At 65.2% G+C, this 24788-nt stretch carries 25 protein-coding genes and 1 pseudogene; 16 read left to right on the top strand and 10 right to left on the bottom strand.

Going from position 1 to position 24788, the window contains the following annotated elements:
• Window positions 1-16: 16 nt before the first annotated feature.
• From ABIC50_RS09690 to ABIC50_RS09700, 3 genes are all read left to right on the top strand, one after another.
• Window positions 17-385: a hypothetical protein gene (locus ABIC50_RS09690; RefSeq protein ID WP_354163421.1), complete on the top strand. Its 369-nt coding sequence runs from the start codon at window positions 17-19 to the stop codon at window positions 383-385.
• 48 nt (window positions 386-433) lie between these two features.
• Window positions 434-1294, top strand: a complete 861-nt coding sequence (locus ABIC50_RS09695; RefSeq protein ID WP_354163423.1) for an XAC2610-related protein — start codon at window positions 434-436, stop codon at window positions 1292-1294.
• 194 nt (window positions 1295-1488) lie between these two features.
• On the top strand, window positions 1489-2898 hold the full coding sequence (locus ABIC50_RS09700) for an MFS transporter (protein ID WP_354163425.1): 1410 nt from the start codon (window positions 1489-1491) through the stop codon (window positions 2896-2898).
• Between the two features lie 16 nt (window positions 2899-2914).
• Here the strand turns inward: ABIC50_RS09700 and ABIC50_RS09705 are convergent.
• Window positions 2915-3175 (bottom strand): annotated as a pseudogene (locus ABIC50_RS09705) (LysR family transcriptional regulator); the annotation flags it as partial.
• Window positions 3176-3382: 207 nt separating this feature from the next.
• Between ABIC50_RS09705 and ABIC50_RS09710 the strand changes: the two are divergent.
• Window positions 3383-4219, top strand: coding sequence for a helix-turn-helix transcriptional regulator (locus ABIC50_RS09710; protein ID WP_354163427.1), 837 nt, complete (start codon window positions 3383-3385; stop codon window positions 4217-4219).
• A gap of 239 nt (window positions 4220-4458) precedes the next feature.
• Here ABIC50_RS09710 and ABIC50_RS09715 read toward each other — a convergent pair whose 3' ends face one another.
• Window positions 4459-4863 (bottom strand): nuclear transport factor 2 family protein, encoded by a 405-nt coding sequence (locus tag ABIC50_RS09715; protein WP_138849892.1) that lies wholly within the window; start codon window positions 4861-4863, stop codon window positions 4459-4461.
• Between the two features lie 136 nt (window positions 4864-4999).
• Here ABIC50_RS09715 and ABIC50_RS09720 point away from each other — a divergent pair, with 136 nt between their 5' ends.
• Both ABIC50_RS09720 and ABIC50_RS09725 read left to right on the top strand, forming a co-directional pair.
• Window positions 5000-5140, top strand: a complete 141-nt coding sequence (locus ABIC50_RS09720; protein ID WP_354163429.1) for a hypothetical protein — start codon at window positions 5000-5002, stop codon at window positions 5138-5140.
• A 259-nt stretch (window positions 5141-5399) separates the two neighbouring features.
• Window positions 5400-5990, top strand: a complete 591-nt coding sequence (locus tag ABIC50_RS09725; RefSeq protein ID WP_269017682.1) for a GNAT family N-acetyltransferase — start codon at window positions 5400-5402, stop codon at window positions 5988-5990.
• A gap of 42 nt (window positions 5991-6032) precedes the next feature.
• Here ABIC50_RS09725 and tam read toward each other — a convergent pair whose 3' ends face one another.
• Window positions 6033-6821 (bottom strand): trans-aconitate 2-methyltransferase, encoded by a 789-nt coding sequence (tam, locus tag ABIC50_RS09730; protein ID WP_354163431.1) that lies wholly within the window; start codon window positions 6819-6821, stop codon window positions 6033-6035.
• A 122-nt stretch (window positions 6822-6943) separates the two neighbouring features.
• Between tam and ABIC50_RS09735 the strand changes: the two genes are divergently transcribed.
• Window positions 6944-7840 (top strand): LysR family transcriptional regulator, encoded by an 897-nt coding sequence (locus tag ABIC50_RS09735; RefSeq protein ID WP_105833691.1) that lies wholly within the window; start codon window positions 6944-6946, stop codon window positions 7838-7840.
• Window positions 7841-7855: 15 nt separating this feature from the next.
• Here ABIC50_RS09735 and ABIC50_RS09740 read toward each other — a convergent pair whose 3' ends face one another.
• On the bottom strand, window positions 7856-8290 hold the full coding sequence (locus tag ABIC50_RS09740; protein ID WP_354163433.1) for a GNAT family N-acetyltransferase: 435 nt from the start codon (window positions 8288-8290) through the stop codon (window positions 7856-7858).
• A gap of 125 nt (window positions 8291-8415) precedes the next feature.
• Here ABIC50_RS09740 and ABIC50_RS09745 point away from each other — a divergent pair, with 125 nt between their 5' ends.
• From ABIC50_RS09745 to ABIC50_RS09765, 5 genes are all read left to right on the top strand, one after another.
• Window positions 8416-8595, top strand: a complete 180-nt coding sequence (locus ABIC50_RS09745) for a hypothetical protein (RefSeq protein WP_354163434.1) — start codon at window positions 8416-8418, stop codon at window positions 8593-8595.
• Between the two features lie 195 nt (window positions 8596-8790).
• On the top strand, window positions 8791-11343 hold the full coding sequence (locus tag ABIC50_RS09750; RefSeq protein ID WP_354163436.1) for a type VI secretion system Vgr family protein: 2553 nt from the start codon (window positions 8791-8793) through the stop codon (window positions 11341-11343).
• 14 nt (window positions 11344-11357) lie between these two features.
• Window positions 11358-12380, top strand: a complete 1023-nt coding sequence (locus ABIC50_RS09755; protein WP_354163438.1) for a DUF4123 domain-containing protein — start codon at window positions 11358-11360, stop codon at window positions 12378-12380.
• Window positions 12381-12526: 146 nt separating this feature from the next.
• Window positions 12527-12982 (top strand): DUF3304 domain-containing protein, encoded by a 456-nt coding sequence (locus ABIC50_RS09760; RefSeq protein ID WP_354163440.1) that lies wholly within the window; start codon window positions 12527-12529, stop codon window positions 12980-12982.
• A 13-nt stretch (window positions 12983-12995) separates the two neighbouring features.
• A complete protein-coding gene (locus ABIC50_RS09765) occupies window positions 12996-15005 on the top strand; it encodes a phospholipase effector Tle1 domain-containing protein (protein ID WP_354163442.1) in 2010 nt (669 codons plus the stop codon).
• A gap of 99 nt (window positions 15006-15104) precedes the next feature.
• Here ABIC50_RS09765 and ABIC50_RS09770 read toward each other — a convergent pair whose 3' ends face one another.
• Together ABIC50_RS09770 and ABIC50_RS09775 are read right to left on the bottom strand one after the other, a co-directional pair.
• Window positions 15105-15305 (bottom strand): hypothetical protein, encoded by a 201-nt coding sequence (locus ABIC50_RS09770; RefSeq protein ID WP_175664461.1) that lies wholly within the window; start codon window positions 15303-15305, stop codon window positions 15105-15107.
• Between the two features lie 30 nt (window positions 15306-15335).
• Window positions 15336-16664 carry a DUF3422 family protein gene (locus ABIC50_RS09775; protein WP_354163444.1) on the bottom strand — a complete coding sequence of 443 codons (1329 nt, stop codon included), beginning with the start codon at window positions 16662-16664 and terminating at the stop codon, window positions 15336-15338.
• A 159-nt stretch (window positions 16665-16823) separates the two neighbouring features.
• Between ABIC50_RS09775 and ABIC50_RS09780 the strand changes: the two genes are divergently transcribed.
• Window positions 16824-17699: a LysR family transcriptional regulator gene (locus tag ABIC50_RS09780; protein WP_012365223.1), complete on the top strand. Its 876-nt coding sequence runs from the start codon at window positions 16824-16826 to the stop codon at window positions 17697-17699.
• Between the two features lie 30 nt (window positions 17700-17729).
• Here ABIC50_RS09780 and ABIC50_RS09785 read toward each other — a convergent pair whose 3' ends face one another.
• The gene (locus ABIC50_RS09785; protein WP_126226448.1) at window positions 17730-18296 is read right to left on the bottom strand and encodes a hypothetical protein; all 567 of its coding nucleotides are present in this window, start codon (window positions 18294-18296) and stop codon (window positions 17730-17732) included.
• A 468-nt stretch (window positions 18297-18764) separates the two neighbouring features.
• Here ABIC50_RS09785 and ABIC50_RS09790 point away from each other — a divergent pair, with 468 nt between their 5' ends.
• Complete coding sequence (locus ABIC50_RS09790; protein WP_354163667.1) at window positions 18765-19901, top strand: acyltransferase family protein; 1137 nt, start codon at window positions 18765-18767, stop codon at window positions 19899-19901.
• 57 nt (window positions 19902-19958) lie between these two features.
• On the opposite strand, the gene ABIC50_RS09795 is transcribed toward ABIC50_RS09790, so the two are convergent.
• Window positions 19959-20549 carry a class I SAM-dependent methyltransferase gene (locus ABIC50_RS09795; RefSeq protein WP_166723184.1) on the bottom strand — a complete coding sequence of 197 codons (591 nt, stop codon included), beginning with the start codon at window positions 20547-20549 and terminating at the stop codon, window positions 19959-19961.
• A 269-nt stretch (window positions 20550-20818) separates the two neighbouring features.
• Here ABIC50_RS09795 and ABIC50_RS09800 point away from each other — a divergent pair, with 269 nt between their 5' ends.
• On the top strand, window positions 20819-20992 hold the full coding sequence (locus ABIC50_RS09800; protein ID WP_354163446.1) for a hypothetical protein: 174 nt from the start codon (window positions 20819-20821) through the stop codon (window positions 20990-20992).
• A gap of 22 nt (window positions 20993-21014) precedes the next feature.
• On the opposite strand, the gene poxB is transcribed toward ABIC50_RS09800, so the two are convergent.
• Both poxB and ABIC50_RS09810 read right to left on the bottom strand, forming a co-directional pair.
• On the bottom strand, window positions 21015-22736 hold the full coding sequence (poxB, locus tag ABIC50_RS09805; RefSeq protein WP_354163669.1) for a ubiquinone-dependent pyruvate dehydrogenase: 1722 nt from the start codon (window positions 22734-22736) through the stop codon (window positions 21015-21017).
• 265 nt (window positions 22737-23001) lie between these two features.
• On the bottom strand, window positions 23002-23499 hold the full coding sequence (locus tag ABIC50_RS09810; RefSeq protein ID WP_354163448.1) for an Lrp/AsnC family transcriptional regulator: 498 nt from the start codon (window positions 23497-23499) through the stop codon (window positions 23002-23004).
• A gap of 190 nt (window positions 23500-23689) precedes the next feature.
• Here ABIC50_RS09810 and ABIC50_RS09815 point away from each other — a divergent pair, with 190 nt between their 5' ends.
• On the top strand, window positions 23690-24706 hold the full coding sequence (locus tag ABIC50_RS09815; RefSeq protein WP_175707747.1) for a 1-aminocyclopropane-1-carboxylate deaminase: 1017 nt from the start codon (window positions 23690-23692) through the stop codon (window positions 24704-24706).
• The last annotated feature ends 82 nt before the right edge of the window (window positions 24707-24788 follow it).

The raw sequence follows: 24788 nt of genomic DNA on the forward strand, positions 1-24788 counted from the left end.
ACATCAGAGAAACATCATGGAACTACACGCCACCGTCGGCGCAGCCACGTCCGACATCGACGACGATGAAAGCTGCGCGAACATCTATTGCCACGACGCGGAGCAGAACTATTGCTTCTCGCTGCTGCGCTTTCCGGAGGAAACCACGATCGAAGTGATGGTGCGCGACCAGCTCACCGCACACGTGAACGATTTGTCGGTGCGCGTCACGGGCGACACGATCGACGTCGAGCTCGATGAGCGTACCGCCGCGCGTCTCGACGGCAATACGCATTACGTGATCCATCTCGCGCCCGGCGAGCATGATCCCGTCGCGCTGCGCGCCGCGCTGAAGGAAATCTTCGACGGCAAGAGCGGGTATCGCGACGACAGCGCAAGCGCGTAAGCTGGCCGGCTCGATACACCATTCCGCCCACGCGATCGAACTCCGCTCATGACACGCACTCCGCGATTCCAACCGCTGCTCCGCCGCTGCGCGCTGCTGATCGCGTGCTGCGCGTCGGCTGCCGCCGCGCATGCGGCCAAACCGCTGCTCACGTTCAAGGTCGACGACGCCGTCACGGCCCGTGTCGAACACGCCGACGGCACGCGCATCACGATCCGCTTTCTGCCGAGCGGGAAAACGCAGGTGCTCGACGTCGGCATCTCCGACGAGGAAGGCCACTACCGGCTTGCGTCCGACGACTACAACTTCGACGGCCACCGCGATCTCGCCGCCTATGCGCCGCTCGGGATGGTCAACGAGCGCTCCGGCATCTTCCTGTATGACGCCGCGCATCAGCGGTTCGAGCCGCTGAGCCTGCCGGCGGCCAGCATGCCGCACGGCAACTGCGACGATCTGATCAACGTCCAGGCGAAGCGGAACGAGCGCACGCTGTACAGCTCGTGCCGCGGCGGGCCGATCTGGTACACCGACGCGTACCGCTTCGACGGCAACGGCCGGATGTATCTTCACCAGTCCAGCGAAGCGATTCCGGACGATCTGCGCGACCTGTTCGACGGCGACGCGGGCCCGTCGTCGATGCTGCTCACCTATGACGCGCACGGTAAGCGCGTCTCGCGCCGCCCCGACGCATACGGCGGCGGCAAGGTCACGTTCAAGGTGCGCCCGGCGCGCCTGCCGTTGCACGACGCGATGAACGACGCGCCGACGCGCCGCTATGTCGTCGCCGGCGATACGCTCGAACTGATCGACGCCAGCGCCGACTTCCAGTGGCTGAAGGTGCTGTATCGCAATCCGCATGGCGGCAGTTCGCAGGGCTGGGTCAGCGCGAAGGAAGCGACCGGCAACTGAGCCACGATGCGGTGCTGGCCTTCTCCACGCGCACCGCCCTTTCCCACATACTGAACGCATCACGTCCCATTAATAGGGACGCCTGTCCAAATGTTGACGCGCTTCGCCCCACGGCCCTAACGTTCGCCCAATGCCATTGGATCCGGCCGCACCACCTCGCGTGTGTCGGCCGGCACAGAACACAGGAGACGACCGTGGCCCATTCCGCGTCACGCACGCATGCCAGCCCGTCGGCGCAGCCGCACACGCGCGCCGACACCGCACCCGACACCGCCCACGATTCCGCAGCCCGCGCGTCCGCGCCCGCAGCCGCCACCTTCACCACGCCGCCGAGCCGCAAGCGCCTGATCATCCTTGCGCTGCTGTTCGTCACGGTGGTGATCAACTATCTCGACCGCAGCAACCTGTCGATCGCCGCGCCCGCGCTGTTCAAGGAATTGCACATCGACCCGGTTCGCGCGGGCCTCGTGTTTTCCGCGTTCGGCTGGACCTATGCGTTGATGCAGATCCCCGGCGGCTGGCTCGTCGACAAGGTGTCGCCGCGCGTGCTGTATGCGGGCGCGCTCGCGCTGTGGTCGGCCGCGACGCTGCTGCTCGGCTTCGCCGGCTCGTTCGTCGGGCTGGTCGTGCTGCGGCTCGCGGTGGGCGCGCTCGAAGCGCCGGCCTATCCGATCAACAACCGCGTGGTTACGACGTGGTTCCCGACCCGCGAGCGCGCCAGCGCGATCGGCGGCTACACGTCGGGGCAGTTCGTCGGCCTCGCGTTCCTCACACCGGTGCTCGCGTGGCTGCAAGTGCATCTCGGCTGGCACATGGTGTTCGTCGCAACCGGGCTCGCCGGCATCGCATGGGCCGCGATCTGGTATGCGGTGTATCGCGAGCCGCGCGCGTTTCGCGGTGTCAACGCGGCCGAGATCGCACTGATCCGCGACGGCGGCGGCCTCGTCGATCTCGAGGACCGCGTCGCCGCGCGCACCGAACGCACGCCGTCGACGTGGCGCGACCTCGGCGTCGTGCTCGGCCGGCGCAAGCTGTGGGGCATCTATCTCGGCCAGTTCGCGCTGAACTCGACGCTGTGGTTCTTCCTCACGTGGTTCCCGACTTACCTCGTCAAGTATCGCGGGATGGACTTCATCAAGTCGGGCTTTCTCGCGTCGCTGCCGTTTCTCGCCGCGTTCGTCGGCGTGCTGTGCTCGGGCGTGCTGTCGGACTGGCTGATGCGGCGCGGCGCGTCGCAGGGCTTCGCGCGCAAGCTGCCGATCATCTCGGGACTGCTGATCTCGACCTGCATCATCGGCGCGAACTACGTCACGTCGACGGGCTGGGTGATCGCGTTCATGACGATCGCCTTCTTCGGCAACGGCTTCGCGTCGATCACGTGGTCGCTCGTGTCGGGCCTCGCGCCCGCGCGGCTGCTCGGCCTCACGGGCGGCGTGTTCAACCTGATCGGCAACCTGTCCGCGATCGCGACGCCGATCGTGATCGGGCTGCTCGTCGACGGCGCGGACTTCTCGCGCGCGATCACCTATATCGCCGCGATGGCGCTTGCGGGCAGCCTGTCGTACGGGTTGCTGGTCGGCAAGGTCGAACGCATCGACGCCTGAGTCGTCGCATGGGCTTCGCGGGCAGCGCGACCGCGTCGATGTTGGACGCGCGCAGTAGATCCTCGCCGGACGCGCTGACGATCGACCTGTCGCTTGCGCTGCGCTTCATCGCGAGATGCAGTGGCACGTCGAAGCTGAACGTCGTGCGGCTGAGTGCCTCCACAAGCCCGCGCTGCTCGACTTGCTCCGCATCATGCGCGGGCAGGTAGCCGAGATGCCCGCCCGACTGGATCGGGATCGTCGCCGCCTCGATGCTATGCGCGCTCGCGGTCACGCGTCATCTCGCCGGTCCATTCGATGTCGGCGTCGCATTCCACGTTGCTCGTCGTTACCCATTTATACTGCCCCGGCATGCCTCCTTCGTTGGGGGCAAGCCGCGTTTTCCGGGGCAGGACGGCTGACAAGACACCTGCCGGTATTTCCCCTGAATGACGATTTCGGCTTCCGGCGCTAGAATCGCGCCCGCTTTTCATCGGCGAACCGCATGCTGCTCGACGTGAACTCCTCCCACCGCGACACCGATCGCTTCAACGTGTCGTTCAAGGCGCTCGGCGAATTGATCGAGACGGTCGGCACGCCGCACTTCGTGCCGCGTCTCACGCAACTGCTGAACGACGTGGTGCCGCTCGACGTCGCGCACATCGAACGCTCGCGCGTCGATGGCGCGATGCCGACCGGCTACCGCTGCGAATGGATCGGCAGCAGCGGCATCGGCGCGGAGACTGATACCGCCGAAATCTCCGACGTGATGACGCTCTACTACGAGCGCTTTTTCGACAGCGATCCACTGTTCGCGGGGCTGCGCGGCAAGACGGGTACGATGCTCGTCGTGCGCGACATCGCGGCGATCCCTCCGGGCGAGTTCCGCCAGCGGCTGTTCGACGACGTTCGTATCGGCCACGAATGCGTGCTCGCGCGCGGCACCCGCTATGCGCAGCATTCGATCGCGCTGGAGCGCGGCCGCGACCGTCCGCCGTTCACGCTCGCCGAGATGAGCCGCTTTCGCAGCATCAGCGACGTGCTGTTCCCGCTGCTCGAGCTGCACGCGTCGACCACCGCCGCGCGTCGCATCGCGCATCCGACGCCCGACGTGCATCCGCTCGCGCAGTTCGATGCGCGGATCGCGGCCGACGGCGTGAAACTGTCGAAGCGTGAATACGAAACCTGCAAGCACCTGATCTCCGGCAAGACCGTGCCGGAGACCGCCGAGATCCTCGGCGTGCGGGTCGCGTCGGCCGAGTCGTACGTGAAGCGCGCGTTCGCGAAGCTCGGCGTGCGCACGAAGCGCGAGCTCGCCGCATGGGGCGCGTTCGTTGGCTGAGCGCGCCGATGACACGGTTGTGCAGCGTCGATGCGCGTTGAGATTCGTCGATGCGAACGTTGTGACCTCAAGATTTTCGCGCCGGCGTTCTCCTCCACCATCGATCGATCGTTGTTCACCGTACCTGCGCGGCTATCGGCAACTGCGCCACGCGATGCGGGCGATCGTTTGACCAGGGCGGCCGTTCGGACCGTTGGCGACGACCTGGGTTCCTCGGCAGCCAGCTGCGCGCGGCGCTGTCAGTAACGATGTGCGGCCGCTTCGGCGGCGGTATCGTGGTACTCGGCAAACTTCGCGATCTTCCCGCTTTCGATAGTGAACACGTGCACCCAGTCGTCCTCGTACGTGCGCCCGGTCGACAGCACATGCCAGCGCTGCGTGCCGAGCACGACGACCCGCTTGCCGCTGGCGATGAACTCGAGCGGCTCGAACCGTTCCGCGGTCTGCGTCGCCGCAAGCGCAGCGAAGAACGTCGCGACGTCCCGCGGCCCGCGTCTCCTGCCGACGAACGGTACGACGTCGGCCGGCCCCGGGATGAACCAGTCGATGTTTTCGGACAGCGTCTGCAGGACGCCGCCGATGTCGCCCCTGCCGAACGCCGCGTACGCCTCCTGCACCAGTTGCACATTGCTTTGCTCGCTCATCGCGCCCTCCCGCCATCGCCGGTTCGCCGCGTTGCGGCGCGGAAATCCGGCCGCAGACAATTCAGCATAGTCGAAGCGCGCGGCGGCACGCATAGGGTTCGCGAGCAATCGGGTGGCGTGGATTCGGTATGACGGTATGAGCAATTCGCGGTACCGCCATCTTGCCGCGATGCGCGCTGCGGTCGCGGCGCTGGAGCGCGTCGACGTGCTGCTGCTCGGGCCATGCGTAGAACTCGTGATCGGGCAGCACACGCGCGAATCGGCCGCCCGCTGCTGAGCCGCGAACCGCGCGTTGCACTGTTGATCGACGATGGCAGCGCCGCCGTTTCGAGGTTGCATCAATTGGCATTCGATTATTCGGATTCCTCTTTACCCTCTTCCACATGCACGCGCAGCACCGTCGACAAATCCCAATCCGATGGTGACAATCGAACTGCGGCGAGGTCCGCGCCGATATCCCGCATAATCGGGCGTTGAACGGCGCCGCGGGGGGACGGATTGTGCGAGCGCAGCCACTCGAGACAGGACACCGACACATGGACCGAGCCGAGCACATCAGCATCGAACAGGCGGTCGATCTGCCCGCCGACGAACTGAACGGATGCGACTTCTCGTTCGAGATCGCGTGGGAACTGAATGCGCCGTACCGCGACCTGCTCGATTTGCGCGCGCTGCCCGTGCGACGCAAGGACTACGGCTTCGACCCGGCCGGCTGGGCGCGCGAGGCGTGCGGCGGCACCGCGCTGTTCCGCGCGACTGCGGGCGGGCGCCTTGCGGGATTCGTCGCGATCACCGAAAGCTGGAACGGGATGGCCGAGATCGCGGAACTCGCGGTCGATCGAGCGTGCCGGCGGCAAGGAATCGGCCAGTACCTGCTGGCGGCCGCGGAAGCGTGGGCGCGCAGCCGCGGGTTCGGCTTCATGCGGCTGGAAACGCAGGCGAACAACGTCGCGGCCTGCTGCACGTACGCCCGTGCGGGCTTCGTCGTAGGTGGCCACGACCGCTTCCTGTACGCCGACGGCGTGAACGACGGGGAAGTCGCGCTGTTCTGGTACAAGGATCTGCGCGACGGGCAGAGCGCGAAGAGCCGGACCGTCGATCCCGAAACGATGCGGCCGCTGTCCTGACGCGCTACAACCTGCCGCCCCGAGACCAGTCTTGCTGTTGCATTACTTCCGCGTCGCGACGATGAACAGTCGCGGAAACGGCAGCAGCACGGTGCCGTTGTCGAGCACCGGATAGCCGTCCGGTCCCGCGAGTGCATCGCGATAGCGCGCGATGAACGCGTCGCGTTCGCTGTCGTCGTCCAGCGCTGCAAGGAATGGCCGCAGCGCGCTGCCCTTGAACCATTCGACGACCGCATCGGCGCCGCCGCTCAGCGGATGGTAGTAAGTCGTGCGCCATACATCGACTCGCGAACACATCGGCGACAGCAACGTGTAGTAGTACCGCGCATCGAACCGCTGCGTGCGCGCGGCGTCTTTCAGCTTGTCCGCCCACGGCCCGGCCCCGGCGACTTCGCGCATCAGCCGGTGCGCGGGTTCGTCGAGGTTGTCGGGCATCTGCACCGCGAGATGGCCGCCCGGCGCGAGCCAGCCGACGAGTGACGGAAACAGCGTGGCGTGCGCGGGCACCCACTGCAGCACCGCGTTCGACAGGATCAGGTCATAGCCGCCCGGATCGCTCCAGGTCGAAACATCCGCCAGATCGAAACGCAGCGCGGGCAAGCGCTCGCGCGCGGCCGCGATCATGTCCGGCGACGCGTCGATGCCGCGGACCGTCGCGTCGGGCGCACGCGCGATCAGCGCCTGGGTCGAATTGCCGGGCCCGCAGCCGATGTCGATCGCGGTACGGATCGGCGTATCGGGCACCGCGGCCAGCAGGTCGCGGACAGGCCGCGTGCGTTCGTCTTCGAATCGCACATACTGTTTCGCGTATTGATCGGGTGGGGTCGTCACGGTAGGCCTCCTGGTCGGCGTGGACGGCGTCGGGAGATAGACAGCCGGCGATGCAACACATTCTGCGATTTCGGCGTTCGTCAGTAAAATGAATTCAATATCGCCATTGATTCATATTTCTGATGAAAATCGATACGCTTGGTGTTCAGGCTTTCGTCGCGATCGCCGATGGCGGCAGCTTCAGGCAGGCCGCCGACACGCTGCACGTCACGCAAACGGCGATCACGCAACGGCTGCGCAAGCTCGAGTCGTTTCTCGGCGTCGCGCTGGTCGAGCGCACGACGCGCCGCACCACCCTCACCGAAATCGGCCGACGTTTCCTGCCGCAGGCCCGCCGCCTGCTGAACGAGCTGTCGGATGCGCTGACCGAAATCCGCGAGACGGGCCTGAGCCAGCGCGGCGACGTGACGATCGCGTGCGTGCCCACCGTCGGCGTGCAGTATCTCCCCCGCATTCTGCGCGCGTTCTCCGGGCACCGGCCGCACGATCGCGTGAAGATCCTCGATCACGCGTCGGCGTCGGTGCTGCAAGCCGTGCTGCGGCGTGAAGCGGAATTCGGGATCAGCATCGCCGGCGACCAGCATCCCGAACTCGTCAGCGTGCCGCTCACGCATGATCCGTACGTGCTCGTCTGCCGCGACGATCATCCGCTCGCGAAGCGGCGGCGGATTCGCTGGGCGGCGCTGCAGCCGCATCCGCTGATCTTCGCGGGTGAAGTGAGCGGCAATCGCGGGCTGCTCGAAGGTGCGTTGAAGACGAGCGGCGTGTCGCTGCATTCGTTCTACGAGGTGCAGCGCAGTTCGACCGCGCTCGGGCTTGTCGCGGAAGGTCTTGGCGCGGCCGTGGTGCCGAAGCTCGCGGTCCAGAAGAACGCGTATCCGATGATCCGCACGATCGAGCTCGTCGAACCGTCGGTGTCGCGCACGCTCGTACTGGTCAAGCGCAAGGCCGCGCAGTTGTCGCCCGCGGCGCAGGCGCTGTACGACATGATCGTCGAGCGCGCGACGCCGGGGCGGTGACTCGGGCAACGTCGCTCAAAGCGTCTTGACCATGAACACGCGCGCCGCGCCCTCCGGCTCGCACGGCACTTCGCCGAATACCTCGTAGCCGTGCTTGCGGTAGAAATCCGGCGCCTGGAAGGTGATCGTGTACAGCACTGCGCGCGCGCAGCCGCGCCGCTTTGCCTCCGCTTCGGCCTCGCGCAGCAGCCTGCTGCCGAAGCCGCCGCCGCGCAGCGATTCCGGCAGGTAGAAGAGATCGATGAAGAACAGGCCGAGCGACGTCCGGCCGGTGAGGCCGCCCAATACCTCGCCGGTCGCGGGATCGGTCACGTAGACGTCGAGCGCCGTCGTGTCGGCGCGGCCCGTCACCGCGTGATTGAATTCGCCGAGCTTGCGGCTGATGAAGTCGCGGGCGGCCGGCTGCTCGGTGTCGGTCAGCTGAAGGGAAACGGCGGGATGCGCGGTCATGGAATGAAGGCGTGCGTGAATGGACGGCCGGACGTGCGGAGCGTCCGCAGCGGGTGTCGCACGACTATAGCGCGTCGGGTGTTTGCGCAACGCGAGGCGGGCCTGCGAGTGCGCGGGGATCAGCGATGATCGAGATCGTGCGCCGCGCGATTCTCGCGACGCTGCTACCCCCAACGACCGCCCCGAGCATGGATCTCGTCGCCGTGGCGCTGGAACCAGCGGTGCCGCGGCGTACGGCCCTGTTGCTGCCGTGCGAGGAGCCTTATCGCAGCGCGCCGAGGCGGTCGGGCGCTCAGGATCACTGAGGCGACAGGCAGCGAGCGTATGTAAGAGGCCGCCGCCGGTGTCGCCGGCTGCCATCGGTCCCCCAATAAATCCGATGGATTTGATACCGAAATGGTGCGATTAATCCGGTAAAATCGCCTACCGAGAGCATTCATACGACAAATGCGACGATAAAGTCGCCAACTCATCGTTCTCGATCCAAGAGGGCCACGACGATGAATTCACAAGAACTCGTTCGCGCAATCGCCGGCGGCCTGTTTCAGCAAGGTCGTCTGCTCAAGCTCGATACACCGCTGGGCGGGAATGTGCTGCTGCCCCAGGCTGTCCATGGCACGTCACGGCTCGGCCGCGAATTCGCATTGACGGTCGACGCCATCTCGACTCGCGACAACATCGAACTGAAAAAGCTGATCGCGCAGCCCGTCACGCTGTGGATCCAACAGCAAGGCGACACCTACCTGCCGTGGCATGGCTATGTGCAGACCGCGCGTCGGCTCGGCTTCGACGGCGGCATCACCGCATACCAGATTCGTTTCATGTCGTGGCTCGGGTTTCTCCGCTACCGGCGCGACCAGCGCATCTGGCAGGACCGCACCGCCGACGACATCATTACCGACGTATTCAACCAGCATCCGCAAGCCGGCGGCATGTTCCGTTTCGCGCTCTCCGCACCGCTGCGAAACCGTTCGTTCTGCATGCAATTCGAGGACGACTGGCATTTCGTTCATCGCTTGCTCGAGGATGAAGGCCTGTTCGGCTATTTCGAGCAGGCTCCGGACGGCTCGCACCATACGCTGGTGATCACCGATTCCTTGCACTCGTTGCCAGCCGCCACGCCTGCCCGCGTGCCTTTCCAGCGCGCCTCCTCGGGCGACGAGACCCAAGCTCTCGCCGAGTGGTCCAGCACGCGCACACTGCAAAGCAGCCGTTACACGACGCGCACCTTCGACTACAAGTCACCCGGCACCGCACTCAATCCAAAAAGCACCGACGTCCCAACCAGGCCGGACCAGGGTGAATTGCCTGATCAGGCCGAGGTCTACACTTACACGGGCGCCTATACGTACGGCCCCCAAGGTGACGGCAACCGTCAGTCGACCATCCGGATGGAAGAATGGGAGTCGCGCGCCAAGCGGTTCCACGGCATCGGCGGCATGCGCGGCATCGATGCGGGCCGGGTATTCGAACTGACCGACCATCCCGCGCATCCGCCCACCGAACATGACGCCAACCGGTTTGCCGTCGTCGAGACGGTCTGGTGGATCAGGAACAACATTCCGGCCACGCCGTCGCCGTTTCCGCACGGGCTGGCCGCGCGCTTCGACGCAATGCAGGCACAGCTCGGCGACGCGGTCAGCGCGATGACCGTACGCCATACCGACGGCAGCGAGGGTTTCTATCTCGTCGAGGTCGAAGCCCAGCGCCAGGCAGTGCCGTTCCGCAGTCCATTCGAACATCAGAAGCCCGAGATGCACCTGCAGACCGCAACCGTCGCCGGCCCCAAGGGCGAGGAAGTACATACCGACGAACTGAACCGCATCAAGGTCCGGTTCCACTGGGATCGCCTTAACGAAGGCGGCGACCGCGCATCGTGCTGGCTTCGCGTCGCATCGTCGGACACAGGCGGCGGGTACGGCAGCGTACACGTGCCGCGCATCGGCGAGGAAGTGATCGTCGACTGGATGTCCGGCGACTGCGACCGGCCGATCGTCACGGCCCGTCTCTACAACGGCGCGACCAAACCGCAGTGGCATACCGACGGCCTGCTGTCCGGCTTCCGTTCGAAGGAATACGCGGGCAGCGGCTACAACCAGCTCGTGATGGACGACGCAACCGGGCAGAACCGCGCGCAGCTCTACAGCAGCACGGCGAACAGCGCACTGCACATCGGTTATCTGATCGAGCATTCCGGCAATACGCGCGGCGCTTACGTCGGCAGCGGCTTCGACCTGCGGTCCGATGCCTACGGCGCCGTGCGTGCGAGCCAGGGCCTGTACGTCACGACGCATCCGAAGACCGTGTCGAGCCAGCCGCTCGACGTCCGCGAGGCGCAGCAACAGCTCGTCGGCGGCGAAAGCCTGCTCGAATCGTTGTCCGGCGCGAGCGAAGCCCATCAGGCCGACACGCTGCAGCCCGGTCGCGATGCGCTGAAGACGTTTACCGACGCAACGCAGCAGAGCGCGTCCGGCGCGGCTTCGGGCGGACGCACGGCGGGTGGCGGCACCGGCAACGCGAACGCGTTCGCGCAGCCCGTGATGCTGTTCGGCAGTCCCGCCGGCATCGGGATGGCCAGCCAGCAGTCGTTGCAGATGGTCGCGGACAAGCACGTCAACGTCATCAGCGGCCAGAGCACGCACATCGCAGCCGGAAAATCGCTGATCGCGAGCGTGATCTCGTCGGTGAGCCTGTTCGCGCAGAACTCGGGAATCAAGCTGTTTGCCGGCAAAGGCAAGGTCGAGATCCGCGCGCATGACGACGACGTGCAACTCACTGCGCAGAAGACAGTGAAGGTCGTCGCCGCCACCGCACAAATCGACATCGCGTCGAAGCAGCCGATCCTGTTGACGTCCGGCGGTGCATACATTCGCATCGGTAACGGTAGCATCGAGATTCACGCGCCCGGGAAAGTGGATTTCAAGGGCGGTAACCACAGCTTCTCGGGCCCGACCAGCATCGACTATCCGCTGCCACGCCTGCCCGAAGGCGTATGTTCGGAATGTCGTCGCAGCGCCGCGAAAATGAAATCCGCACTGACGCCCCGCACATGAACGACGCAGCCTCCATGAAGCCGTTTCGCGATCTGACGCGCGCGCTGCCACTGCCGGCGCAATGGCCGCGCACGAGTGCCGCACAACGGCACGACGACATGCGCGACTGGCATCGCACGCGGCAGGCCGGGCACACGCGCCCGTTGCGTCTGATTGCGCTCGTCGACGGCGCGCTGGACGACACCATGCTCGACGCCGCGCGTGCGCGGGGCCTTGCATGGCAATCGCTGTACCCCGACACAATGCTCGAGGCGTCGCGGCCTGAAATCGGTCCGTTCCTGCTCGACCTGAGCGCAGACGACGAGGCATCGCACGCGATGATGCTGGACCTGCTGAATGCCGGCGGCGAGTCGGACCTCGTCGTGTGGCTCGCGACGGGTCATGCGGTGTCCGAACTCGCGGCCTATCTGCATCCTCTTGCCGAGGTCACGCTGCCCGACACGCGACAGGCCTTGCTGCGCTACTACGATCCGTCGGTCCTCGAGAACCTCCTGCCGATCCTGACGCCCGCGCAGCGCCGCGAACTGCTGGCCGCGTTCGTCGAACTGCGTTACCGGTTCGATCCGTGGGAGGCCGTGGCGGGCGACGAACGAGGGCCGCTGCCCGCGCCCGCCGCGACGCCGATCGTGTTCACGGACGCGCAATACGACGCGCTCGCCCGCGAAGGGTTCGCCGAGACCCTCTATTTCCAGTTGCGTGACGAACTGCTGCCGCCGATGTCAGCGGTGCCGGACCGCTGGGGCATTCGCTATGTGAAGGACCTGGTGGCCCGAGCGCGGAGCCGGCATGGGCTCGTGAACGAAAACGATCTCGCGTACTTTGTGCTGGTCGGGATGAACGTGCATCCGGCGTTCGACGCGCATCCGGCGATTGCCGGGAAGATCGCGGCGCGCGGGGACGATCCGCCGCCGTTGTCGGAGTCGCTCGGCGATGTCGATACGGAAGTGTGGACGGAACTGCTGGACGAGCATCCGCTGGCCGGCTATGCAGCCGAACGGCAATCGGCGACGATGGCGGCAATTGGTGCGCCGCCTTAAGCCGGGTCAACGGGGGGAAGGTGCGACGGCTATATCGAGTTTCATTTCCTGCCTGACCGCAAGGTCGAAGCCCAATGGGTCGAGCATCCGACAGACCCACTCAGCAACGCGTCGTCCGCGACGAACCGAATTCCAGGAACACCGACATGCTGAATTTTCTCCGCCGCTTCATTCGCAACCCGATCGCCGTCGCCGTGCTGCTGCTCGGTGGCGCATGGTGGGTGCACGCGCAAACCGCAGATTTTGGCCCCTATCGCGTCATTGGTTATAACTTCAGCGATCGTAGTATCTACAGTTTCAAGATCGATGAATTTGGTGCAGGCAACGTACGTGCGCATCAGCCGGGGGGCGGTGGCGGAACGGTATGTTGCATGGATGTACCTCGTGGCAAGAAAACCTGGCACATCAAAATCAAGTACGAGCTGACTCAGGAACAATACAAGAAAAACCTCCCTAACGAAGTCTTCGAGACGGACATCGATATTCCTCCGTTACCTGACAAGCACGGTGGATATATCGAATTCTATTTCTTGCCGAAGCAGAAAATTGAAGCGCGATGGGCCAAACAGCCAACTGACCCGCACAATCCAAACTTGCAGTAATCGGGAGGAAAACATGCCTAACGATGTGATTCCCGCCCAAGGTGCCAAGCCCGTACGATCCAGCGCCATTGCAGGATCATCGCGCGCCGCACGGGCGACTAGCGTCAGCACACAGCTTCCCGCCGAGCCTCCCAGTCCATGCTTTCGTTGCCACCAGGAGATCTATCAGTCGTTCTTCTTTGACGGCTTCGGGCAAAGCCTCGACGACGAAAATCCTTCGAATATCGCGCGCCTGTACCAGGCCCATATAGGAAGTGACAATTCAACCGGTATCTATCGAACATACTATGCCGGCATGGGGCGTGCCCTGCCCAATCAGACGGTTGGCACGCTAAAGAAGGTAGTAAGCGATAGTGGTGCCGCGTTATTCAAGGAAGCCAAAGGCAAAGGCATCGAAAATCCTGCCAAGAAAGTCGGGGCCGATATGGGCCAGAGAATACTTGCCGATCGAGCCAATCAATCGATATTCGCACACGCGAAATCATCGATACTCGAAGCAGTCGACCACGCGCCGGACACCATAAAAAAATCCCTCAAGGAGTCCTTTACGGTAAAAAAAGTCGGCACCGACCTTATCCCCGCCGGGATATCAACAGCGGCCGACGCGGTTCCGGCAATACGGGACAGCGAATTCTCGGCAGCATATTTGGGCACCGGCTTCGACGTCCGTGTCAGTCAGGCACTTGCCGACTTTCAAGCCAATGTCCAACGCGCAATAGAAAGTGATCCTCGCGAGCTCAAGCGTATTCGCGTAGCTGTTTTCGGCTACGACAGAGGCGGCACCATCGCCCGCAAGTTCGCAAACGAATTGATCGGCCAGGTATGCCAGAAGAAGGACGGGAAGGTTACATATAAGGGATACACTGTCGAATTCGACTTCATGGGACTGTTCGACTGTGTCTCGACATCCTACGCGGACTCGATCTTCACGAAGGCCGTCGCTCCTGTTCTTGGTGTCGTGCCAGCCGCAGGAAAAGGCGCCAGTCTCAGCATCAAGGGGCTTAGCATTTTTCTCAGTCTCTCCAAGCAAACGCTTGGCGAATACGATATTCAAAAGGAATTCAAGTCGATCGTCCATCACGTCGCAGCGACGGAGTTGCGCTTCTACAAGAACCTGGATTCGCCTAGAAAATCTTCGGATCACGCGAATCTGCTGGAAATCGTGTATCCGGGTAGTCAGGCAGATGTGGGTGGTGGATTTCACGAAGGCGAAAATCACAAGTCAGCCGAGCTGGCACGTATATCGGCACGAAACATGCTGGATCGAGCATGGTCGGCCGGTGTGCCGCTGCTGCCACTCGAAAAGCTTCGCGAAACCGACCCAGCGGTTGCTCGCGAATTCGATTTTCAGAAGACAATCAGTGTCAACGGCAAAAGCCTGACCGTTAATGACCTCTTCGCCGCCTATACCGCGATGCTCCCGAAATCGAACGGCCCACTCGAAACGCACTTCCTCGAACACCAGAAATTGTTCGTGTCATGGGCACGTCATGTCCACGATCGCACTGCGCACGAAAGTACCGGCAACAACCTGTTCATCAACACCGTGGACGCCAACGTCTACAACGCCGTCTTCCCGCACGGTGGTGGGTTGCCGAACTACGAAGGCCGTGACTGGTACTACAAGAGCCAGGATCCGAACTCCAAGGTTCCGCAGCTCACCTTCGGCGAGCGCCGTACGGTCGACGACATTTCGGACAAGACGGTGCGCGCATTGGCTACCGCATGGGTACATCCGCCGAAGCTGTCACCGGAAGTGATCGCGTTCTTCGACAACTTCGTGCACAACACGATTACCCGGCTCAACAATGTGTCGCTCGGCGACGGCGTATTCATGCAGCTTCGCGAAATCGAGGAGAAAGGCTGGGTCGCGCGCAAGACCGACGCGGCAAAGGACTACGTCAAGAAAGTCCTCGCCAATGTGTCGAAGAACATCAAGGATGCGCAGGACGAATACGTCAGGCAGGTCACATCCGGCCAGATTCCGCACGGCGCTTCGATCGGCGATCTCTCCGGCGACTGAGCAGCTGCCCGGAGCAATACCATCCCCTGTCACGCCGGCAGGCAATGCGAAACCACCCGGCGCATACGCGACCGGGTGGCGCCCACATTCAATCCCGCGTCAGTTATACCCAAGAATCGCCACCGCCGCGACATCCGGCCGATCCATCGTACTGCCGACGAGCGACGTCATCGGCTCCTGCAGCACGGCCTGATACGACGTCACGTGCACTTCCTCCGGCGCGCCGGATTCGTCCCACATCGGCTCGTCGAATGCATCGAGGCCAGTGAAAAACTGAGCTTGCGTTTGCGTAAAAGTCATCTCCACTCCTATTGATATGTCATTGATGTTCTAATTCGCCTGCTTCAACGCCGCTGCATTCACCGTCGGCACGGGTGCGCCGTCATGCGCGGCCTCCGACCGCGCGAGCTGCGCGCGTGTGCGTCGCGTGATATGAATCACCGCGAACACGACCGGCGCGATCAGCAGGCCTTCCGCCAGTTCGGGATCGACCGGCAGGTTCATCACATGCAGCGCCTTGAACGCCGCGGTCGCAAGCGACAGCACGTAGTACGAAATGGCCGCCACCGACAGCCCTTCGACGGCGTGCTGCAAATGCAACTGATTGCGCGCGGTCCGCTCCATACCGACCAGCAGGCGCGTCACGTCCTTTTCCTGCGCAAGATTCACGCGCGTGCGCAGCAGGTCGACCGCTCGGGCAATCCGCGCGGCGATCTGCTCATGGCGCGCCCACACGCTGCGGCAAGTTTCCATCGCCGGCGCGAAGCGCCGCTCCATGAATTCCGCGATCGTCGGCATCCCTTCGATGCGCTCCTCGCGCAATTCGTGGATGCGCGCCAGCACGAGCTTTTCGTATGCACGCGACGCGCTGAAGCGGCCGCCGGACCCCGACAGCGCTTCGACCCGCACCGCGAGATGCGTAAGCTTCACGAGCAGGGCCGCGTCGTCGCCGTCGGCGCCGCTCGCATCCATCCGCTGCATCAGCGCATGCAGCGCCGCGTGAATCTCGTCGAGTTCGCGGCTCATCCGCCGCGCGACCGGCAACGCGAGCAGCGCCATCATCCGGTACGTCTCGATTTCATATAGACGCTGCAGCAGCCGCCCGCCCTGCTCCTCGCGGAAATCCTCGTCGATGACGAGAAAGCGCATGAAGCCGTCGTCGCGCACGTGCCAGTCGCAGAACACCTTGCCGCCGCCGAGCACGTTGCTGCCGACGAGCGCGGGCCCGTCGATCCAGCGGCGCAGGTCGCCGCACACGAGCCGCGCGGCATCGCCCGACAGCAACTCCATGCGCACCGCGACGAAGCGGATGCCCGCGAGCCGCGCGAACCATGCGGCCGGAATCCCGTCGATCGCGAGATCGTCGAAATAGCCGGTGTCGCGACGCGGCGCGACGAACGTGAAGGTCGAGAATTCGGTGTGGCGCTCCCACTTCAGATGCCAGCCGCACGGCGACTGCACCGCGTAGTGGGTCGCGCCGTCGTGCGGCACGGCGATGCCGGTGTCGCGGCACAGCGCGTGCAGCAGCGTTTCGTGGATGTCGGGCTGGCCGTCGGTGTAGATCGCGTAATGCGTGAGCGACACAGCTTCGGCGAGCCGCAGGAATGGCCGGGCATGCAATTCGGCGGCCAGTGCGGCGCGCAACGGATGATCCATCATCGGTACACCACTCTTCCCTGTTCAACGCCGCATGCCGGCACGCCGGCTGATTGCCGCACCACATCGAACGATACGGCGGGCTCGATTCCACTATGGCAGACACATTGCGACAATAAAAACGCATAATGCTGATCGTTACGTTCAGTTTTCCTGATACCGATGAAGATGCTCGATCACGACGTGCTGGCCACCGTCGTCGCCGTCGCGGAAACCGGCAACATGACCCGCGCCGCCGAAGCGGTGAACCGCTCGCAGTCGGCCGTGAGCATGCAGATCAAGAGCCTCGAGGACGCGATCGGCCGCCCGCTGTTCGTGCGCAAGCCCCGCAGCATCGTGCTCACGCGCGAAGGCGAGGTCTTGCTCGGATTCGCCAGACGAATGCTGGCGCTGCGCGACGAGGCGTGGGCGGCCGTGGTGCGGCCGGAAGTGACCGGTAAGGTGGTCATCGGCGTCCCGGACGACTACGCGTCGTCGCTGCTGCCGTCGGTGCTGAAGAAGTTCTCGGCAACCTATCCGAAGGTCGAGATCCAGGTGATCGGGCTGCCGAGCAGCGCGCTCGCGCCGCTCCTGAAGGAGGGCACCGTCGATCTCGTATGCGGCACGCGCATCAAGGGGCTGTCCGGCGACTTCATCCGCCACGAGCCGATGGCGTGGGCCGCGATGACGAACGGGCCGCGCGTTTGGGAAGAACGGCCGCTGCCGATCGCGGTGTTCATGCCGGGCAGCGTCGCGCGCGAGAACGCGATCCGCAGCCTCGAACGCGCGAAGCTGCCGTTCCGCACTTCCTATGAAAGCCCGAGCCTGCTCGGGTTGCTCAGCATGGTCGAGGCAGGCCTTGCGGTCGCGCCGCTCGCGCGCTGCGCGATTCCCGCGCAACTGTCGATGCTCGGCCGCTCGCACGGGTTGCCCGATCTGCCGCCGCTCGAGCTGATCCTCGCGCGCAGCACGAAATCGAAGCGCCCGCCATGCGACTTTCTCGCGGATCAGTTGATGGAAGACCTGCAGCGGCAAACCGGTCAGGCCGGCGATGCCTGAAGTGTGAGCGGGCGGGCGCCGCCAGCGCCGTCACGAACCGCCCGGCTGCGGATGGCCGGCCGCGAGCAACGCGGCGTTGACGATGCCTGCCACGGTGTCGACGAGCGCCTCGAGCGTGTCGCCGTGCACGTGCCGCGTGGCCGGCGGAACGCATTCGTTGCGCCGGCCGCCCCACTGCGACCCGGCCGTCACCGACAGCGTCGCGCCAAACCGGTTGCCGTGCCGGCGACCGAAGATGCCGACGCGCTGCTCGCCCATATAAGCCTGCTCGGGCAGAAACAGCCGGATCTCGACCGCGACCTGCTCGGGATCGCCGGCGCGCGTATTCGCGTCGACGCCCGGCTCGAATACCTTCGCGACGCGAAACGTCACGTGCGAATCCCACGCGGCCAGCGGGCCGCCGGCCGCGTCGACGCGTTCGATGTCGACCGACCATTGATGGCGATCCGGCAAGCGGATCGCCTGGCGCAGCAGCACATCCGCCGCGCGAACCGTCACCAGCAACTGCCGGGCGAGCTGTCTGCCCGACGGCAGTGTCACCACGCGCACGCGACGGCTAGCGGGACGCGCGGTGTGTACTTCTTCCGTGAGGTACATGGATCCTCCTTGGCGAAGGCAGCGCCGCATTCGACGCGGCGCACAAACGTCCGCCGCGACCGGCCGACGAAGCCCGACGACCGATAAAACGGCGACGAATCGACTGCAAGCAATCGGTGTTCCCGGCCTGACGAACCCAGTTTAGAAGGCACCGCATCAATACCGTGCAAAAAAACGGGGTTGCGGTGCAAAAAACGGCATGCGGGCTGGCGCTGCCGGTGCCCGTCAACGCTGACAGGACCACCGCCCACGCTGCGCCGATACACTGTGTGCCACCTCGATGTTCGGCGTCCGCGATGCCGGACCCCGCTTGCATCCGGCGAATTCAGCCCTACCCCCGATCCGATGGAGTCTCGCTTGAAACACCGGCACTTCACGCTGCTCGACGCACGACCCGACGCCGGCCCCGGTTCACGCGACGCGTTCGCCGCGCCGCAGGCGCAGGCACTCGCGCGCGCTGCAGCCGCAATGAGTACCGGCCTGCGCAATGCGCGGATCGACATGCTGCGCGGCGTGTCGATCCTGCTCGTCCTGCTGCATCACTTCAACATTCCGTATTCGCTGCGCGACACGTCCATCGCGCACATGTTCGGCTGGGATGCCGTGCATGCGGTGGTCCGCAACGGCAACTACGGCGTGACGATGTTCTTCGTGATTTCCGGCTACCTGATCACGTCGAATGCACGCCGCCGCTGGGGCAGTCTCGGCGCGATAGACGTGCGCGCGTTCTACGCATCGCGGATCGCGCGCATCGTCCCGTGCCTGCTCCTGCTGCTTGCGTTCGTCAACGCGCTGGCGGCAGCCGGCGTGCCGATCTTCGCGAACCACGCGCCGCAGGGTGTCGCCGTTTCGTTCTGGCTCGTGAATCTCGCGTCGCTGACGTTCTGGATGAACGTGCTGATCGGCGCATACGGATGGGTCAACTATGCGCTCGGCGTGCTGTGGTCACTGTCGGTGGAAGAGGTGTTCTACCTGTCGTTTCCGCTGCTGTGCATCGCGCTGCGCCGCGACGCGCGCCTGTTCGCGTTCTGGCTGGCGATCGCCGCGATCGGTCCCGTGTACCGCTTCACGCATGCGGGCGACGAAGCCGGGTTTCTGTATGCGTATTTCGCGTGCTTCGACGGCATCGCGATCGGCTGCTGCACCGCGTTGCTGGCCGGGCGCACGGGCTGGCGGCGGCTCGCGGCCGCGCCCGTGCAATGGCTGACGGCGATCGCCATGACCGTGCTTTATCTCGCATGGCCGATTGCGCAAAGCCATGTGCTCGGCGTATCCGCGATGGCGCTCGGCACCGCCGTGCTGCTGATCGGCGCGCAGGCGCACGGCGAGCAAGCGCAGGCTCGCGTGCTCGCGCCGCTACGCTGGAGCGGCCGGCTCAGCTACGAGCTGTACCTGTTCCACCTGATCGCGCTCGGCGCGCTGCGCACGGTGTGGCCGCCGTCCGCGATGCACGGCGACGACAAGCTCGTGTTACTCGTCGCTTATCTGGTGTTGTCGGCCGGCTTGAGTGCGATCATCGCGCGCGGCTATGCGACGCCGCTCGATCGCTTCATCCGGCAGGCCGCGTCGCGACCGGCGGCACGCATGCCGGACGCTGCGACATGAGCCACATCCGAAAGCACTTGCAGAGTCGATGAAAGGAAGCGCGGCATCACACCGGCATCACGCCACTTCTCCGATGGCGGCGCGGCGCATCGTCACGATGCGCGCGGGCGGAATATTTGCCCACACGATCCGGCTGGCGTCGGCAACAAATGCCGGATCGCCGAGCGGATGACGGTCGGGCGAGCGCAGGTCGTAGGTGAACTGGATCATCACCCCGTCGACCGCCAGCACGCGTTGGCACTGGTTGACGATCGCCGTCACATCCTGGCGCGGCAGCGTGCGCAGCGGCAGGCACGACACGATCGCGTCGACCCGCGCGTCGCTCGGCAGCAGGCGCTCGAGCTGCCGAGCGTCGCCCGACACGATCGAAATACCGGGAAAGCGCCGCCGCAGGTGCTGGACGAACGCCGGCGACCGCTCCACGACGACGAGGCGCCGCGGCGCGACGCCGCGCTCGAGCAGTGCGGCGGTGATCGCGCCGGTGCCGCCGCCGAGTTCGACGACGAGCCCGTCACCATCCGGCACCACATCGGCCATCTCGCGCGCCAGATGCCGCGAACTCGGGCACAACGCGCCCACCGCGGCCGGGCGGCCGACCCACTCGCGTACGAACAATGCCGAGACGCGCAACGCGTTCGGCCAGATCATCGGCCCACCTTGCGCGGTTGCGCGTTCAGCTTCGACGTGCCGATGAGCGTTGGGAACAGGGGTACGACGACATCGGGCATTTTCACGTGCATCCTCCTCGACAAATCGATCCGCCGCGGCGAAGCGGCGATCAATCGATTCTAGGAAACGCAAACTTAAGGCGACATGAAGATTGTGCCTGATTGCGCCATCGAGGCGGGCATGCCGTCGCCGAACATCCGCTCAGCGGTCGACGCGCTGCTGAAGCTGCGCGGGTAACGTTCGCCGACGTGCTGCTGCGCGTGCGGGCCGCCGTCGCCAATCTCGACAACGCGACGAACGACGCCGCGATCGCCCGCATCCGGTCATCGGGTCGGATCCGGCATCGGCCGGCCGCGCTGCGACTGTTCGTGCAGGCCGTGCGCGAATGGACGGCTGCCGGGGGCGACACGGTGGCCAACTGACGGTGCGTGCCGCCCCCCCACCTCACCGCAGGTTGGTCCGCGCCAGCTCGACGATCTCGTCGCCGCGCCCGCTCAGGATCGCGCGCAGCATGAACAGGCTGAACCCCTTCGCATGCGCGATCTCGATCTTCGGCGGCATCGCGAGTTCGTACTTCGACGTGACGACGTCGACGACCGCCGGCCCGTCGTGCGCGAACGCGGTGCGCAGCGCCTGCTCGACGTTCTCCGAATGCTCGACGCGCACGCTGAAGATCCCCGCGCCCTTCGCGATCGCCGCGAAGTCGGTCGGGCTCAGGTCGACGTTCGTGTCGAGATACCCGGCCGCCTTCAGTTCCATCGACACGAAGCCGAGCAGGCTGTTGTTGTAGACGACGATCTTGATCGGCAGGTTGAGCTGCCGCGCGCTCAGCAGATCGCCAAGCAGCATGGACAGCCCGCCGTCGCCCGACAGCGACACGACCTGCCGCCCCGGATGCGCGCCCTGCGCGCCGAGCGCCTGCGGCATCGCGTTGGCCATCGAGCCGTGATTGAACGAGCCGTGCAACTGGCGCTTGCCGTTCATCGTCAGGTAGCGCGCGGCCCACAACGTGGGCGTGCCGACGTCGGCCGTGAAGATCGCGTCGTCGGCCGCGACTTCGTCGACGATCTTCGTCAGGTATTGCGGATGGATCGCGCGGCCCGGCGGCTCCGCCACCGCAAGGTCGTCGAGCCCCTTGCGCGCGGCCGCGTAGTGCTTCAGCGCGTTCTCGAGGAAGCGCCGCTGCGTCTTGCGCGTGAGGCGCGGCAGGAGTGCCGCGATCGTTTCCTTCACGGTGCCGACGAGCCCGAGCGCGAGCGGCGCGCGATGGCCGAGCTGCGAGCCCTTCCAGTCGATCTGCACGATCTTCGCGTTCGCCGGATAGAACGGGCGGTACGGGAAATCCGTGCCGAGCATCACCAACGTGTCGCACGACTCCATCGCGTGATAGCCCGAGCTGAAGCCGATCAGCCCCGTCATCCCGACGTCGAACGGATTGTCCCATTCGACGAACTGCTTGCCGCGCAGCGCATGCACGACCGGCGCGCCGAGCGTGTCGGCCAGCGCGACCACTTCGTCGTGCGCGCCCTGCGTGCCGCTGCCGCACAGCAGCGTGACCGCGTCCGATGCATTGAGCAGCGCCGCGAGCCGGTCGAGATCGGCATCGGCCGGCAGGATCGACGGCGGCGCCGATTCGCTCCACGCCGGCGCTTCCTCCGGGCCGTCGCCGAGCGCGATATCGCCCGGCAGCACGATCACCGCGACACCGCGTTCCTCGATCGCCGTGCGCATCGCGCGCGCGAGCACGCGCGGGAACTGCGACGCGTTGGTCACGAGTTCCGCGAAATGGCTGCATTCGCGGAACAGTTCCTGCGGATGGGTTTCCTGGAAGTAGCCGAGACCGATCTCGGTCGACGGAATGTGCGCGGCGATCGCGAGCACCGGCTGGTGATTGCGGTGGCAGTCGTACAAGCCGTTGATCAGGTGCAGGTTGCCGGGGCCGCAGCTGCCCGCGCACACCGCGAGCCGGCCGGTCGATGCCGCATCCGCGCCGGCCGCGAACGCGGCGCTTTCCTCGTGGCGCGTATGCATCCAGCGGATCGAGCCCATCTGGCTCAGGCTGAATGACAGCCCGTTCAGGCTGTCGCCCGTCACGCCCCAGATGCGCTCGACGCCCGCTGCCGCCAGCGTCTTCGCCAGGTATTCCGCCATCGTCTGTCTTGCCATCATGCCCTCGCTCGTTGTTCGGTCGTTACACGATTGATCCGGCTACGGCAGCCGCCATCGCCGCGACGGAACGAGCATACGCGATCGTTCGAAGCAACGTCGTGATGACGCAATCGTGCCCGGAAGCGCTGCCGTTCGGCCGTTTTGGGCGATGTCGGGCAGACGTCAACGTTCCGTTGCGAGTCGGTCGTGAAGATCGATCCGCCGCCGGCCCCGACCGGTTGGCAGCGCGTCGGGACGGCGAGCGCGAGTCCCGCCGCCGGGGCTACAACGGCAGCGCATGCGTCGACAGGATCTCCTTGAGCACCATGAACGAGCGCACCTGCCGCACACCGGGCAGGTACAGCAGCTGTTCGGCGTGCAACCGGTTGAAGCTCTCGTTATCGCGCGTGCGCACCAGCATGAAATAGTCGAATTCGCCGGTCACCACGTGGCATTCGACGCACCCCGACACTTTCTGCGCGGCCTTCTCGAATGCGGCGAACGCCTCCGGCGTCGAACGATCGAGCACGAAGCCGATCACGACCAGCATCCCGGCACCGAGCGGCTTCGGATCGAGCAGCGCGACGATGCCGCGGATCAGCCCCATTTCCTTCAGCCGCTCGACACGCCGCAGGCACGCCGGCGCGCTCAGCTTTACCTTCGCCGCGAGGCTCACGTTGGAGATCGACGCGTCCTGCTGCAGTTGCCGCAGGATCGCGCGGTCGATGCGATCGAGCGCCGGCGCATCGGCCGGCAATGCGTTGCTTCGATCTAATTTCATTACCTCTCCTGTCTGTTTCACGAATCAAAATTATGTGTTTCGTCTTCTTCCGATCGATAACGTAGGTCCGTGTCATTTATTTCGCAAGCTCATTTCGCGCGGTCCTGCCTATCATTTTTCCATCGGGACATGGCGCGCCGGCCGCGCCCGACCGTCCGATCTTCCGCCCACCGCTATCCGGAGCTTGTCGATGAACCTGCAACGCTTTCCCCGTTATCCGCTCACGTTCGGCCCGACGCCGATCCAGCCGCTCAAGCGCCTGAGCGCGCATCTCGGCGGCAAGGTCGAGCTGTACGCGAAGCGCGAGGACTGCAACAGCGGCCTCGCGTTCGGCGGCAACAAGACGCGCAAGCTCGAATACCTCGTCCCCGACGCGCTCGCGCAAGGTGCCGACACGCTCGTGTCGATCGGCGGCGTGCAGTCGAACCAGACGCGCCAGGTCGCGGCCGTCGCCGCGCATCTCGGGATGAAGTGCGTGCTCGTGCAGGAACACTGGGTGAACTACGAAGACCCCGTGTACGACCGCGTCGGCAACATCCAGCTGTCGCGCATGATGGGCGCCGACGTGCGGCTCGTTGCCGACGGCTTCGACATCGGCATTCGCCGCAGTTGGGAAGAAGCGATGGAGAGCGTGCGGCAGGCGGGCGGCAAGCCGTATCCGATTCCGGCCGGGTGCTCCGAGCATCCGCTCGGCGGTCTCGGGTTCGTCGGCTTCGCGGAAGAAGTGCGCGAGCAGGAAGCACAGCTCGGGTTCAAGTTCGACTATGTCGTGGTCTGCTCGGTGACGGGCAGCACGCAGGCGGGGATGGTCGTCGGCTTCGCGGCCGACGGACGCGCGGATCGCGTGATCGGCATCGACGCGTCGGCGACGCCCGAGCGCACGCACGAACAGATCACGCGCATTGCGCGGCATACGGCCGAACTGGTCGATCTCGGCCGGCCGATCACCGAGGCGGACGTGGTGCTCGACACGCGCTATGCCGGCCCGGAATACGGATTGCCGAACGATGGCACGCTGGAGGCGATTCGCTTGTGTGCACGGCTCGAGGGGATGCTGACCGATCCCGTCTACGAAGGGAAATCGATGCACGGGATGATCGACAAGGTGCGTCGCGGGGAATTCGAGCCGGGGTCGAAGGTGCTGTATGCGCATCTCGGCGGGGTGCCGGCGTTGAGCGCCTACGCGGAGATCTTCCGCAACGGGTGATGTGAAGGGGACGTCGGGCTGGGGCGCGCTCGCTGGCGCCAGCCGGGATGCAAAACCGTGGCCGCATGTGTCCCGCCGCCGC

Origin of the sequence: Burkholderia sp. 567 (assembly GCF_040545115.1) — a bacterium.
GTDB lineage: Bacteria > Pseudomonadota > Gammaproteobacteria > Burkholderiales > Burkholderiaceae > Burkholderia > Burkholderia ambifaria.